Source organism: Teredinibacter haidensis, assembly GCF_014211975.1.
Lineage (GTDB): Bacteria > Pseudomonadota > Gammaproteobacteria > Pseudomonadales > Cellvibrionaceae > Teredinibacter > Teredinibacter haidensis.
Genome location: NZ_CP060084.1, coordinates 4,744,209 through 4,758,673 on the forward strand (window position 1 = coordinate 4,744,209; position 14,465 = coordinate 4,758,673).

At 43.0% G+C, this 14,465-nt stretch carries 14 protein-coding genes; 9 read left to right on the forward strand and 5 right to left on the reverse strand.

Features of this window, described 5'->3' with window-relative positions; translation table 11 throughout:
- Positions 1 to 19 precede the first annotated feature (19 nt).
- The 3 genes from H5715_RS19275 to H5715_RS19285 are packed head-to-tail and all read right to left on the reverse strand — an operon-like array spanning position 20 to position 1,769.
- The gene (locus tag H5715_RS19275; RefSeq protein ID WP_075186523.1) at positions 20 to 760 is read right to left on the reverse strand and encodes an ImmA/IrrE family metallo-endopeptidase; all 741 of its coding nucleotides are present in this window, start codon (positions 758 to 760) and stop codon (positions 20 to 22) included.
- Complete coding sequence (locus H5715_RS19280) at positions 760 to 1,197, reverse strand: hypothetical protein (protein ID WP_075186524.1); 438 nt, start codon at positions 1,195 to 1,197, stop codon at positions 760 to 762. Before H5715_RS19280 ends, H5715_RS19275 begins: the two co-directional genes overlap by 1 nt.
- Positions 1,194 to 1,769 carry a sigma-70 family RNA polymerase sigma factor gene (locus H5715_RS19285; protein WP_075186525.1) on the reverse strand — a complete coding sequence of 192 codons (576 nt, stop codon included), beginning with the start codon at positions 1,767 to 1,769 and terminating at the stop codon, positions 1,194 to 1,196. The genes H5715_RS19280 and H5715_RS19285 overlap by 4 nt, the downstream gene beginning before the upstream one ends.
- Before the next feature lie 298 nt (positions 1,770 to 2,067).
- Here H5715_RS19285 and mblB point away from each other — a divergent pair, with 298 nt between their 5' ends.
- The 4 genes from mblB to H5715_RS19305 are packed head-to-tail and all read left to right on the forward strand — an operon-like array spanning position 2,068 to position 7,261.
- Positions 2,068 to 3,288, forward strand: coding sequence for an anti-phage 6A-MBL system MBL-fold protein (gene mblB, locus H5715_RS19290; protein WP_075186526.1), 1,221 nt, complete (start codon positions 2,068 to 2,070; stop codon positions 3,286 to 3,288).
- Positions 3,281 to 5,476: an anti-phage 6A-MBL system cap2_3 protein gene (gene cap2-3, locus H5715_RS19295; protein WP_075186527.1), complete on the forward strand. Its 2,196-nt coding sequence runs from the start codon at positions 3,281 to 3,283 to the stop codon at positions 5,474 to 5,476. Before mblB ends, cap2-3 begins: the two co-directional genes overlap by 8 nt.
- Positions 5,477 to 5,479: 3 nt before the next feature.
- Positions 5,480 to 6,211, forward strand: a complete 732-nt coding sequence (locus tag H5715_RS19300; protein ID WP_075186528.1) for a cellulose-binding protein — start codon at positions 5,480 to 5,482, stop codon at positions 6,209 to 6,211.
- A gap of 18 nt (positions 6,212 to 6,229) precedes the next feature.
- Positions 6,230 to 7,261, forward strand: a complete 1,032-nt coding sequence (locus H5715_RS19305) for a DUF4145 domain-containing protein (RefSeq protein WP_075186529.1) — start codon at positions 6,230 to 6,232, stop codon at positions 7,259 to 7,261.
- A gap of 286 nt (positions 7,262 to 7,547) precedes the next feature.
- Here the strand turns inward: H5715_RS19305 and H5715_RS19310 are convergent, their stop codons facing one another.
- Entirely contained in the window at positions 7,548 to 8,072 is a 525-nt protein-coding gene (locus H5715_RS19310) for a mobile mystery protein A (RefSeq protein WP_083608102.1), read from the reverse strand.
- 492 nt (positions 8,073 to 8,564) lie between these two features.
- The gene (locus H5715_RS19315) at positions 8,565 to 9,464 is read right to left on the reverse strand and encodes a hypothetical protein (RefSeq protein ID WP_139309826.1); all 900 of its coding nucleotides are present in this window, start codon (positions 9,462 to 9,464) and stop codon (positions 8,565 to 8,567) included.
- A gap of 314 nt (positions 9,465 to 9,778) precedes the next feature.
- On the opposite strand from H5715_RS19315, the gene H5715_RS19320 reads away from it, so the two are divergent.
- From H5715_RS19320 to H5715_RS19340, 5 genes are all read left to right on the forward strand, one after another.
- Positions 9,779 to 10,033, forward strand: a complete 255-nt coding sequence (locus H5715_RS19320) for a hypothetical protein (protein WP_075186531.1) — start codon at positions 9,779 to 9,781, stop codon at positions 10,031 to 10,033.
- 142 nt (positions 10,034 to 10,175) lie between these two features.
- On the forward strand, positions 10,176 to 11,891 hold the full coding sequence (gene istA, locus H5715_RS19325; RefSeq protein ID WP_083608103.1) for an IS21 family transposase: 1,716 nt from the start codon (positions 10,176 to 10,178) through the stop codon (positions 11,889 to 11,891).
- A complete protein-coding gene (gene istB, locus H5715_RS19330; protein ID WP_075186532.1) occupies positions 11,888 to 12,643 on the forward strand; it encodes an IS21-like element helper ATPase IstB in 756 nt (251 codons plus the stop codon). Before istA ends, istB begins: the two co-directional genes overlap by 4 nt.
- Positions 12,636 to 13,514 (forward strand): toprim domain-containing protein, encoded by an 879-nt coding sequence (locus H5715_RS19335; protein ID WP_075186533.1) that lies wholly within the window; start codon positions 12,636 to 12,638, stop codon positions 13,512 to 13,514. Before istB ends, H5715_RS19335 begins: the two co-directional genes overlap by 8 nt.
- A 3-nt stretch (positions 13,515 to 13,517) precedes the next feature.
- Positions 13,518 to 14,459: a tyrosine-type recombinase/integrase gene (locus H5715_RS19340; protein ID WP_075186534.1), complete on the forward strand. Its 942-nt coding sequence runs from the start codon at positions 13,518 to 13,520 to the stop codon at positions 14,457 to 14,459.
- The last annotated feature ends 6 nt before the right edge of the window (positions 14,460 to 14,465 follow it).

The following is a 14,465-nucleotide window of genomic DNA, read 5'->3' on the forward strand; positions in this document are numbered from 1 at the left end:
CTCGGTGGATATTTGTTGTTTAAGCCCAGCTAAGCAAAGAAATTACGTCAAAACCATTGTCAAATACACTTTCGGTTATGGGGATGTCTTTGGCGGATCTGGGGTCTATCCACTTTGAATCACTAATAAGAACATTGTTAGAATCGATAAAATATTGAGGAGGATGAGAGATAGACTGTAGTGGCCAAATAGAATCAGATAAAGAGGCGCTACGATCAAACCAACGCCTAGTCCCGTTATTGCTCCAAAGCGCGACCATTGCAGGTTTTTTTGTAAGTTCAATAAGGCGGCCTGCAGAGCTAATGAGTGAGGTGTTGTAAGTGCTGGCAATATATCGCACTGTGTCCATATTTACTGGCATGTTAGCAATATCAACCATCATAAAGCCTGGCATCATGAGATGGCTGGCAAAAACATTCGCGCGTGCTTCCCTAGCTTGATGTGCGGTAAGTCCTTTACCATTCTGTCTTTGGTTAATATCGCCAGTACTGCACTCAATACTTAAATTCTTGCCACGATCATTTGTCCAGTGCCCAATTTCATGCGCGAGTGAAAAACGCTGACGAGGCACTTGCGTACCACTGTTAACGGTTATTACAGCTTTATCCTTTGAACCAAATATATTGGCTTCATAGCCTTGTAGAAGCTCGTATATAACTTCTGCATTTAACGTATAAGCGATGAAATCTAAATCGATCTCATGTGGTTGAGAGATTCCTATATCTCTTAAAACCGAAGCTGGTGATTTTACCCAGGCCATTATGACGCACGCTCATCTTCAATTAATCCAAGCATATACATCCGAACCCAGATTTTCTTCAGTTCTTCATCATTGTCTTTGCCTGAAACTTCTTCACGATGAGCCATTGTCCAGCCTTTTGGCACAGTGTCTCCACCAGATGTCACGACGTTCACAATCTGCTTAAAAACTTGCTCTACCGACGCTGGTAGAGAAATTAAAGCGCGATGATATAAGGAATCTTGTTTTTTGTATGCTGCATATATAGAGCGGTATTCGTTCAGACGTGTCTTTCTATGTGCTGAAATTACGCTATGAGTAATAGAACGAAAACGATTAACACGCTCGTCTGTTGGTAAATACTTTGGGTCAGTCTCTGCCACTAATTGACTGGCGGGAAGATCTTGGGTTTCCTCTGTAATTAACCCGTTAATAAAATCTAAAAGTTCAAAGCTCACTGCTCATCCCTCCAGTAATCAATGCCTGCTGGAAACATCTTGCGAGCATTACGTTTTAACTTCTTCACGGCTGCTTGGTAGGAATTTTCCGTTAATGTGCATATTTCTTTAATTTTGGTCGCCTTAAACCCTTTAAGTTTGTTCAATATGATACATGTAATACTTTGATCGCCCTTGAATGCATCCATCAGCGCGTGAACAGCTTTGGAGATGACTGCTTCATCATTTCTTAGGTCAGCTGTTAAGTCCAAATCAGAAATATCATCAATATTCTCGAGCGCTGTCGCTTGAGAAAGAGCATCTTTCCTGCTTTTCACAATGCTCCAGATAAGGCTGCGAACAACATTGCGAATGAATGTATGGCACTTAACTGATTTCGGCCACTTGCGATCACCAGCGAGTACTTTCTCAAGAGCCAACTCAAAAAGGTCTTCCGCTGTGGAACCCGCCCGATGAGGATTTAATTGCTCAATCGATAGAATCATTTTACGGTACGCGTCGTCACTGATATCAGCGAGAAGCTCCTCTGCTTCGCCAATGCTGTAGTGTTGTTTAGTTTCATTTGACTCCAATGTAAACGTCCTTTTACCAATAGGCTCCGCATTTTCAGTTTTTTGGACATTCTTGCATATTTTTGCTTGCTGCGACCACCCGGTTTCGAGGAAGAAGCGGCAGATTTAGGGTCAATGCTACTAATTGGCTTAAGGAGGAATTCAACTGGTGGAGGGCGTGACCAATAGGTATTTGTGGTTAATGGACGATATATCTACATTCTTGTGTCCAAATTTTCCTGATATTGGAGCCTAAGGGTATACAGCCCATATTTTACCTTTCTTGGGCAGACAGTTAACGTCAAATTGGAGCAAGAAAATGCCTAAAAAATCATCAATTCATCACTTCCCCGTGGGTAATGGCGACATGACATTACTCAAAATCGCCTCTAACAATCGTTACTTCTATGTGCTGGTGGACATGTACATCCGACAGTCAAGCTCAGAGAATGACGACCAATGCAATGTTTTGGACGAGTTACACTATCTTCTCGAAAAGGACAGCGATGGACGTCCCTATCTGGATGCTCTCGTTTTAACCCATCCTGACAAGGACCACATTGGTGGCTACAAAACGCATTTCTACCAAGGGCCACCGGGCGACTATGCTCCGGCTAAGTCAGGGGAGAAAGATCGCATATTTGTACGAGAGATCTGGTCCTCGCCACTGATTTTTCGAAGGAAACGAAAAAATCATAGCTTATGCGAGGATGCCAAGGCATTTAATACAGAAGCAAAGCGCCGAGTAGAACTTTATCGTGAGTCAAAGTCGGTTGGTCCTGAAGGCGATCGTATCTGCCTTATTGGCGTGGATGTTGATGGCAAGACAGACGATATTCTAGATATTGTATACAAACCTGGAGATGTCATTGGAAAAGTTAACGAAGTGACACTTAAAGAGCTAACCATTGATATTTATGGGCCACTATCCGACGAGGAGTTTGAAGATAGCGAAGCCCTGGATAAAAATATGTCGAGCGTCATTTTACGGTGGGGGATTGCAAGTCACGGCTACTCAGATCCAACTAATTTTGTAATGCTTGCCGGTGATGCAAGCGTAGAGGCTTGGGAGGTCATTTGGGATAAGTTCAAGAGCAACCCCAAAAAGCTTTCATATGACCTGCTATTAGCTCCCCATCATTGTTCTTGGCACACGCTTTCACACGATAGTTATTCAAAAAGTGATAATCCTAAGGTCTCAGAACCCGCCAAAAAAGCGTTAAGCCAGGCAAGGACTGGGGCAGTTATTCTTTCTAGCAGCGACCCGATCAAAGACAACAAAAATGACCCACCTAATTTCGGAGCCAAGAAAGAGTACGAGAATATTGTTAGTTCTGCAAAAGGTACGTTTTTATGTTTGGCCGATAACATTGCCGATGGAGAGAAAGCTCCTTCGGTTCTAGAATATCGTTTAACGAATGAAGGGCCTCAAAAGGTCAGCAAAACGGCAACAACTGATTCTACCTCATCGGCTAAGAAGCGAACCGCTGCTACCACTACGCTCATAGGTCATTCGGGGCAAGCAATTGGACATGGGTAAATTAAAACCTACGCCTGACATTCACCATGTTATCCGTAGGTTAGAGGAGTATTCCCCGGTTGCAGGGGTAAAAGTGGAAGCCTGCTCGGACGACTGTGTGGTTGTATCAACAAACTGGAGAGTTGACTTACCGATAAGATTTGAATCGGCAGGAGAGACCGAATCAGGGATACGCTCGATAGAGCCTGTATCGTGGGTGTTTCCTTGGGACTATCCTTTGCGTGCACCTCATCCTACGTTAAGGGACGACTTCCCTTTAACGTTGCCGCACATCAACCCCGTGATTGAAGGTGACGGCGTCTCTCCATGTATTGCTGAGGTAGACCTATCGGATCTTTTACATAGCAGTGGTATCGAGGCAGTTTTTGGTGCTATGACGCATTGGCTAAACAACGCCGCCTCCGGAGAATTGCTTTGTCCTGTTCAGGGTTGGGAGCCTGTACGCCGCGACAATGCTTCTGGGCTGATCAGTGCGGATACTTACGCAATTCGCGAAGAGCTGAACAATTATGCCCCGGCTAGGTATTTCCGGTATAGGTATGTTGTTGCAGGTAATGATCATGATCTAGTATTGGGACATATCGAGACGCCATCTATCGGAAGTGCAAATAGCGTATTCAAAGCAAAGGATGTTGGTATTTTAAATGGAATTCGACATGGTCCTGCACTGCTATTGCAAGTAAATGGGATCGTTGGGGAATACTGGGCGGAGTCTGTTAAGACGCTTGCGGACTTGAAGGGGCTGTTAAAAAAACTACAGTTGAGTGACGCTTTTGAAGCTCGGCTAAAGCATGTTATGGCTACCTCTTCGCCGAAGGCTTGCGCAACCAAAAAGAAAGCGGGAGTTGAAGAATTTATAATTGTAATAGCTGTTAAACGCCCCTTTAACGTGATCGGCGCTGACAATCCGTGGGAGCTATTGCCATATCGTGTTTGTTTTACGGGTAACTCAGAACGACTGGCCGATGATGTGCCGGTTTATGCACCATTGATGATCAAATCTACCTGCCCCGCGATGCTTCGAGCTGTATCGGGCATAGACCAGGATTCTGAGGTCATACCGATATCCTTTATCGGTTGTGGCAGTTTGGGTTCAAAGATGGCGTTACATTTAGCCAAGAGTGGCAGATATGAATTTTCATTAATTGATGACGATATTTTTTCTAGTCACAATAATGCTCGCTACGGTGCAGTAGTGGATGGTTTTGATAGTATTGGCCGCCCGAAAGTAACTTTAGTAGCCAGAGACATCCTAGCACTTGGGGTAAGAGTTGAAGCACTAAAGGTCGATGTTCTGGAGCTGGGAAAGACCAAGCCAGCTATCGCTGACAAAAAGTTCCGTTATATTCTCGATACCAGTGCGTCTTTGCCGGTACGCTACTTCCTTGCTCACCACGCAAAGCTCTCTGCGTGTTTGATGCATAGCATTCTTTACGGAAAGGCAACTATGGGAGTGTTGGCTATCGAAGGTAAGGAAAGGTGCGTCCGAGTTGATGACTTGATGGCATATACCAATACACTTTGTGTAAAAGACGACCGTGTTCAAAAAGCAATGTATGGCGGAGCCGTTACACGAAAAAGTTTTGGTGACGGTTGCAGCTCGGCGACAACGATTATGGATGATATTGGGCTTTCCGTGCTATCAGCGGCCTTAGCAGGGAAAGTAAATCAGTATATTGGTAAGAACACAGGTCAAGATGAAGGTCGGATCAACATCGGTCACTTAGACAAGGATTATCAGTTTGACTGGAAACGCTACGCAATACCAGCCACCCACGTCATTCCAAGAGACACGTATTTTGGTTGGGAGATCCGAGTGCTGGGAAACATAAAAAACCAGATAGAGCGTGAGTCGAAAGGTTCATCAGTTGAACAAGGCGGTGTGCTAGCGGGCATGGTGTGCCACCTGTCAAAAACTATTCATGTAACTCTGGTTGTTCCGGCTCCTGATGGAACCATTCGTACACCTGTGCGACTTGATATTGCTACTGATGGTCTTGAAGAAATATTTGAAAATTTTCACTCCGCCACAAACGGACAAATCACCTTCTTGGGTACCTGGCATAGCCATCCCACTCCGTCACCTCCGAGCCCTAAAGACAGAGACACATATGCAAAACTAACAAATAATTATGATTTACCCGTGGTCATGCTTGTATATACCGGAGGGCGCATCGAGCGCGTTTAGTTAATGCTCAAAGAACTTTCAAGACACTTCGAACACTATGCCATACATGCCCGGTTTATGCCTGTATTCGTGGTTCTTTTCCCTCTAGTGCTAACTATTTTTGCTTGGTACCCACAGGCAAAAACGGTCTTGGGTGGGACAATGACTCTACTTATCAGCTTTGGGGTTATGTCGTTTTTATCGATCTATATTTCGAACCTCGGTAATGATCTACAGGATAAATATTTTATGAGGTGGGGTGGAGCGCCGTCCACATTGTTACTTTTACCCAATAATCAAGAGTTGGATAGATACACTAAGCAGCGATATTTTATATGGCTCAATAGAAAATGCGGTGGATTAGATTTGCCAGAAACGCTAGATGATCAGGTTGATAGCGAAGGGCTTTATGAAAAAATTAGGAGCGTGGGTAATTTCATGCGTGAGTACACAAGAGATAGAAAAAAATACATTCAAGTGTACAACGACAATGTGGCTTATGGTTTTGCTCGTAACATCGTAGCGATAAAAATAGCGGGCTTGGTAATTGCGTCGATCTCACTAATATCAAATGGATTGTTTTTGTATGTGCTCACAAATAATGAATCAGAGGTTGTTGTCAATGTATTAGGTGTTATTGCTCTGATAGCATCTACTGTTTGTTTGTCAATACATGGAATTGTCTTGAATGAAAAATTTGTTAAGCGTAGAGGGGTTCGATATGCACGAACATTATTTGAAGTATGTGAAAAATGAAACAGGGAAAGAGATCTAATGTTTATTCAGTATGTAGACGTAGTAAAGGAAGTTATCGGTTCTCAATCTATTGAAGTCCTGCGGGAAATGTTCGAACGTCGCAAAGGTGAGCCTCCATCGATTCCAGTTCAACGTTTTCGCGCTGATCATGCTGAATGGCTCAATACTTTAGACGAATTAGAGAACAAGTATTCACTAATTGAGCGCACGAGAGAATGTAATGAATATTTGATTCGTCCATATGCTTTGCCTCTGATCGATACCCAAGAATCTCGGGAATTACTGAGTTTAATGGATCAAATCTATAAGCTATTTCCCGAGCTATATCGAAAACATCTTACGCAACCGCTTAGTATTGATGTTCTCTCCAGTACTGTGTTGGGAAATAAACAACATCTGATTAATGAATCTCTTTATTATTTATCTGAATCCCATGGAGTCTACTCTGGGATGACGACCGGATTTCCATATACGTTGAATGGTACGCTTTGTATATCTGAGTCTGTACTTACTAAGCAAACAATTAGTGAAATTTTAAGTGAATATTACGCATGGCATTTCGTTAATCCTAAAAGCCAAGTGATGTCGTTAGAGAGTTTTGATCTCGATGTAGAGCAGAGCAACTCCCTTTTCTTTAAAAGTAATACATCTACGGGAAAGCCTGGTTGGTATGATCTTCTTGGTGACACGCAAAAAGCATTAATATTGGAAATTGATATAGCAATGACCAATAAGCTTGATGCACTGCCTACTATTGGTTTAAGGACGTTATTAGAAACCGTAATGGTTGAAAAGATTGGTGATGCAAGGAGTTTTGGTGAGAAAGTAAAGTGTTTTACCAAGGAAGGGTATGTGACCCCCAAAATGGCGGATGCACTAAGGCACGTATTAGATGCAGGAAATGCATCCGCGCATCGAGCCTATTTCCCTAGCAAGGAAGATCTCACTACATGTGTAGAGTTAGTTAAACATTTAATGCACGGCATCTACATTCTAAGTCCTAAAGTAGCAAAGGTCGCAGAAAATACACCTAAGCGGGATAGAACATAAGCTTTTTAGTCTGTAAAATCTGATTTGATTGCCTTTCGCCTCCAGAGGGTTAAGTCGCTTCATTAATATGTAGTATACTGAGGAAGCTTTAACAACACCCCTCACGCTTTCCGTCAGATCAGCGCACCCCGAGGGGTTACTCTATTTTGGTGACGCGTGAAAGCTTCCCCTGTCAAAATATCCCTCTGCAAGCCGCCAGTAGGTTTTTCTGATCAAGTTAAGATGGTTTACAATCCTGGACTTCTAACTGTGTTGTACATGGTCGTAACCTGTTATTTATCATTAACTAATCGTCCCAAAAGTCTCTTCGCCAAGTCCTCAAATAGACCTCAGCAATTTTTGCTGTAGTAGCCTCTCGAAAAGTCTTATCAGTTGCTTGACCTTCTAGCTCCATATGTCGTTCGACATGCTCATTGAGAATGTTCGCTTTTTTTGTGGCTTGGTGTTCACGAATTTTCTGCAAAGAACCGTCTTCAGGGACTAATGCGTATACCAGCCTACATCCCAAACCTTGTGCTGCTTTTTCTAAGGTTTTAATAGATATGGAGCCGTCTACCTCTCCTTTTTCTATCAATGCGACTCGTGGTTGACTAAGTCCTATACGCTCCCCAAGACTTCTTGCGCTCATACCTAGCGATGTGCGTATAGTGTTGATCCAGCCAGTGGACGGGCGCTGTGTCGCAGGCACACCCATAATGCCATTAAGAGTTGCGTCTAATTGCTGTAAATTCAGCTCTTTTCCCAATTCATAGTAAATACCAAATAGATAAATTGTATCGTTATGACAGATACAGAATGTATCTAAGCTCATAATTATTTGTTATTTGAAATAATTATGAGCGCTTTTCATTTCAATAAGCAAATAAAAACAAGATTAATTGGCCACTATAATTGGTTTGGGTAAATTGAAGGATCTACTTTAAGGTCGTTGTCACTAGCGAAGAGTGTTGGGTCTGGATAGTTGAATGGTGAATGCGTTCGTCAAATTAGGATTGAATGGCTCCATCACCGCCATTTGCGCTCTTTGAAAAATCACTTTGTGCCCTCCAACAATCACCATATCAATGATTTTGCACGCTAACAAGACAAGGGTTATTGTGCAGTTTTAATGTTAGAGATGCGCACTTGAAAGTATGGTGCGCTTGACATTATTTAGAGTTGGCGCAGTGATATCAGCCTTTTATGGATAGGTTCTTCAAATTAGCTTGTCCTTTTTACCTCTAAGGCGTCATTTTATACTGTTTTTGGTTTACCACTGTGCAGAAACGCCGTTTTGGTGTTTAGGTCAATCCGGCATGCCTGATCAGTCAATCCCGGCACGTCGCGCAAAAATGGCCAGCGCATCCAAGTGCATATTCCGCCCAAATTGATCGGCCTCGCTGATTCCTACTGCTCGATTGTTCCGGAAATCTCTGACCACTCTGCTGGCCTCACTGATCAGTTCCTTGGGAAATAGATCAGATTGAGGCTCTGAGGCGGTATCAATAATGAGGCTTTGCTTGGCGAACTGGTGCCCTTTGTATAGGTAATGGAGTTGCGCTTCCTCATCTTCGAAAGGTAAAAAACCTAGAATTAAGCTATGTAGGATGGATTGGCCGTTTAATTCGGCCTCTCGAAGAATATCTAGTTTGGGGAGGAGCTGATCGATAAACTTTTGTTGGTGAGGTGGTATTCCAGGAGGGGCTTTTCTAATAAAGCGTTCATCAATTAGGTCGTTCAAGTCGGCCGCTATTTCTCTAACAGGGGAAAACGTGGCCAATCTGCACAAAAGGTCCTGGGCTTCCCATTTCGAATCCACACAGGTGACGAAATCTTCATTGATCTCAGCTTCACGCATAAGAAGTAATAGTGCTGCAAGTGCATCAAGATTATTTTCTTTTGAGATATTGCTGATGTATTTCGAGCCTCTAATTGTTCGCCGGTCTCTTTTTCCTGATCGCTTACTGGATCTAAATATTCGTCGGTAAGCATTTGGTTCGAGTTCGGTCAGCCAGCAATCAATTTCTTGTTGGGTGGCATTCGGAGCGTCGAGGATTTTCCAAAGTGGGTGTTGAAATATAAGTTTTGTTTTTGGAAGTAGTTTGTTTATGAGATCAATATATTCATCTGAAGGTGTTTTTAGTTGTTTAAGATATTGCTTAAATCGCCGCGAGTAATCTTGCCAAAAGTCGTCTGGCCATGAGAGTTCTTCCGCATACTCCAAAACCCATTTCTCAATTGCACCCAGCCTAATGCCTCCAAGTCTTTTCTGGATGTTCCTGACCCAAATAACCGTTGCAAGATATCGAGTTTCTGGTCGGCGCATTCTGAATTAAACGGCTATAAAAATTTTCTTAATTTTGAATAATTAGATGGGTTGAGGTAGGTGACCAAAGGTTATCTCCTTGATTTGTATGGATTAATGGGGCTTTTGACCGCGCTACGTTAGTCCTATGTAGTACCCGCTGATTACGCTTAGTCCTTAGTGTAAGCTCGAAGTCGTTAATAGTCACATTTAGAGTGGGACGAGGGGCTGTCATGTCAGAACAAGCATTAAGTGGTGAAGAAAAATTAAAACGGGAACTTGAAGATGATCTTCTACGGCTTTACGGCCCTCTCATTTCAAATGAGGATTTGTGGAAAGTTTTAGGGTACCAATCAAAGGGCGCATTTCGTCAGGCTGTAACGAGAAAGCGTGTGCCCGTGCCGATATTTAATATTGAGTATCGACGCGGGAAGTTCGCTTTATCAAAAGATGTAGCTGCATTTCTGGCTGCAAAACGGTACGAGTAAACGAAAAGAATATATAGGAGGTGATGTTTATGCGATGAGGGGATTAAAACGGACAAGGTTTAAAGCTAAAGGAAGGAAATTGTAAAAATTACGAGGCTAGAAATGAAAACGCCCAGAGATTGCAGCTCCAGGCGAGTTCGAGATGTCTTTTGGTAATATTAGACAATCTCAGTATTCATTTCAAAACAGCGTATGTCAAGCGTTTATCGATTTTAATCGACTAATGCCGATAACGCTCGCCTCTTCAAATGACATTAACGCCGACTCCAAAATGTTTTTGGAGCTAGGTGAGTTTGGAGATATGCGAATGAGCATTCCACTAAATAAGTTACGAAGTATTAGGAGATTAACCGGAACTACCGGTTTTTCGAATCGTCGTATCGCAGAGATACTGTCTGTCGCACCGAATACTATCAGGTATTACCGAGATAGATTCGAACGTGAAAAGTTATCATGGGTTGATGTTCAAGAAATGGGAGATCTTGAACTCATTTCTAGGCTTTGCTTAAAAAGGAAAAGGGATATATCTAAGGTCATGCCAAATTGGTCTGATTATTATGAAAGGCTTTCTAAAAATAAGCACTTAACTCTCGAAGTGTTGCACGAAGAATATCGCGCAATACACAAAGAGCATGCTTATAGCTACACGCAGTTCACTCATTACTATCGAAAGTATATTAAGAAAATCGACCCAACTTTACGGATACCAAAATTTCCAGCGGAAATTATGCAGGTGGATTTTGCGGGAACATTGATTCCTTGGAAAGATGTCGATACTGGGGAGGAAAATCAGGCTCAGATTTTTGTTTCGCTATTGGGGTACAGTAGCTACACATTTGTATGTGCAGTAAATTCTCAGAAGGTCAGAGATTTTATTGATGCGCATACCCAAGCGTTTAAGTTTTATGGTGGTATCCCTGAATCGGTACTAATTGATAACCTAAAAGCAGGTGTAATAAAGCCCGGGGTTGACCCAGTCATAAATACAGATTTCGAAAAATACAGCGAATATATGGGATTCGTTGTATTGAGTACAAGACCAAGAAAACCGAAAGATAAGGCAGCGGTAGAAAATGCTGTACGTTTTATTTCTCGGTGGATCACAGCGAAATTGCTTGAGCGAACCTTTTTTAGTATCGAGGAAATTAACAAGGCAATTCAAGAGTTATTGCCAGAATTAAATAATCGAAAGATGCGAGGTATTGATAAGTCTAGATTTATGCTCTTCGAAGAGGCTGAAAAAGAAAAACTCAAGCCTGCTCCGAGTAGACCTTATCAGCATTTTGAGTATATGCCCTCGCAACAAGTACCTAAAGACTATCATATAAAAGTCTTCGGTCATTGGTATTCAGTTCCGTATCAACTGGTTTCTGAGCGTGTGGATGCTCGCGCATCTAAAGAATGTATCGAGATATCGCATATGAACAAGCTTAGGGCTGTTCATCCTCGTTGTGATGATATGGGCGGAATGACGACAGATAAAGCTCACATGGCTCCTAATCACCGAGCTTATCTAGATCAAGGGTTATCTTCTTTTTCACGTTGGGCTGAGGACATCGGACCTGCGGCATTGAGGGTCGTTCAAGCGCAGTATGAGGGGAAACGAGAGCATTCAGCAATTGCAAATAAAGCCTGCAGTGGTTTGAAAAGTCTTGCTAAAAGTTATGATAAGCGTGAGTTCGAAGCTGCGTGCGCGAGGGCGGTGTCAATTTCTTCTCCTACCTTGAAGTCAGTCAAATCAATATTGCGTACAGGTTTGTTTAAGTTTGAGTCGGGTGATTCCACAGTTCAAATTCCGTTGCCACTTCATGAAAATGTACGCGGTTCCAGCTATTACCAAGCGGGAGGTGCTCTATGAGCTTCCAACAAAATTGTGAAATGTTACGTGATCTAGGATATACCGGTTTTTTGCAAAGTTATATTAAGTCTTCCGATGATCCTGCATACCAAAAACAATCCATTGATGAGGCGCTTTCAAGTCATTTGTGCGCACAAAAATATTATAAGGAGCTACTAAAGTACAACCGCTTAATGCGTGCTGCCAAACTTAAATACCCCCAGGCTTGCCCAGAAGATATAGATTACATTGAAGGGCGAGGGCTTATTCCCTCAGTGATAGCATCAATAAACCAACTAAATTGGGTCGATAAACATCAGAATGTATTTTTAATTGGGGCTACGGGGACAGGAAAGACCTACTTGTCTAGCGCTATTGCACATCAGTGTATTCGACAAGGTATTTCAGTTCGACAATTTCGACTGCCTCAATTTCTTGAGCAGATTGAGCTATGTCGTGCTGATGGTTCGTTACCGAAGTTTCGTGTAGTCGTTAACAAGGCGCAAGTTCTATCACTTGATGATATTGGTGGTGTTCCCATTACCTCACAGGGCGCGCAAGATCTCCTCGAATTTATCGAAGCTAGGTCAACATCCGGTTCAGTCATCGTAACCTCTCAGCTTCCGGTGGAAAAATGGCATCAGTGGTTGGGTGAGCCGACAATTGCTGATGCGATTCTTGATCGATTAATTCATCGTGCACACATTGTGAAAATTCAGGGTGAGTCAATGCGTAAATTAAAAGAAAGTGTATCGGAGGTTTCTCATGTTTAATTCTGTTTACCCACAAAATATTACTCAATCTGGTTACGCCCCTCATTTTCCTATGAATGATGGTGAAGATTGGATTGATAGTCTTCCTCGCGATAGTCTTGATGTGTATGTTGATTACGCGTTTGCCCACTACAACGACGTAATTATTCATTCCCCGGAGGTGTGGCGGTGGTTTGGCGATAGGAAAATGCATCTAAGCCATGAGTTGATAGAACGTTTTAAGTTGGGTTTCGCCGATAGGACGTTATGCAAAGATCATCGCCGTGAAAAAGGAAGGTCGGCTGAAATTACGCGTGGTGCGTTGCAAATGTTGGGGTTGCTTAAAGATACCGGTCATCAGTACTTCCACGGATGCGCCGTTTTCCCTATTTTTGATATTGATGGTCGGATTGTAGGTGCTTATGGTCGCAGGATCACTCCGGAATGTCGGCCAGGCCATATTTACCATCTTCATTGGTATCACGGCAGCCCAACGTTTTTTAACATTCAAGCTTTAAGGGACTACAACAGCGTAACTTTATACAAAAGTCCGGTTGAGGCAATGGTTGCAATTGCGGCTGGGTTTCAAAACTCCATCGCTACTACGGGTTTATATTCTTTTGGACAACACCACTTAGAAACCCTGGACAAATTTAAGCCTAAAGAAGTGGTGCTAGCACTTGATGCAACAGACTCCGGAAATCTAGTTTCTGGAATGATTGCGCAGGCACTTGACGCACAGGGAATCAATACTCGTCGGATGGCTTTGCCAAGGAATATGGATGTGGTGGATTTTGTACAGTCCCGAGATAACCATGAAGTTGAACTAAAGCAGTTGGTCAACTCTTCTGAGCCTTACCAGCAAACCTATGAGAATATCTTAAGAGGGTAGTGTATGTGGTCGACACCGGTTTTCGAAACGCTTCCTGAAGCTATTTCGTTTTATTTGGATGATTGTTTGGCGAGAGGAATGTCCCCAAATACGATTACTATAAAACGGCAATCATTAACGCGTTTTGTTAATTGGTGTGCGACCAACGGAATTACAAAACCGCAAGATGTGAATTTGGAAGTGATGGAGGGTTTTAGGCAGTACCTTCATCACTACAAGAAAATTTTGGATGGGAAGCCACTCTCGATTAACAGCCAGCATAAATTCTTAACAGATCTGAAACTATTCTTACGCAGATTACACCGTCGGCGAATTATTCAAAATGCAGACTTTGAAGAATTTGAAATGCCACGATATAAAAGGCGATTACCAAAAGCGGTTCTTTCTCATGAAGAGGTGGAGCGCATATTTTTCATCGCATCACTACGCGGTGATCGAGTTGCAATACGCGATCGAGCCATCCTAGAGCTCTACTACGCGTCCGCGATTCGCCGCTCTGAATTGGTTAGGCTACGGTTGGGTGATATTGAACTCGACAAGCAAATCCTCACAGTGGAAGGTAAAGGCGAGAAAGATAGGCGTTTGCCTATTGCAACGAGAGCCTGCGAATGGGTCAAGGCTTACCTAGACTCCGTCAGGCCTCATTTCAAAGGCGTGGATTCTGGCGATGTACTGTTCCTTTCAACCAACGGAGAGCCAATGGACCCCGATCAGGCGGGACGTATGGTGGGTAAATACGTTCGTAGGGCTGGGATAGATAAACCAGGAGCGTGTCACCTTTTTCGTCATGCAGCGGCGACCGCGATGTTGGATGCTGGTGCTGATATCCGGCATGTCCAAGAGATGTTGGGCCATGCAGATATCTCAACTACTCAAATATACACATTCGTGGCTATCAAGCAGTTAGAGAAGGTTTATAATCGGACTCATCCCTCGGCGCAGTAACTGTAT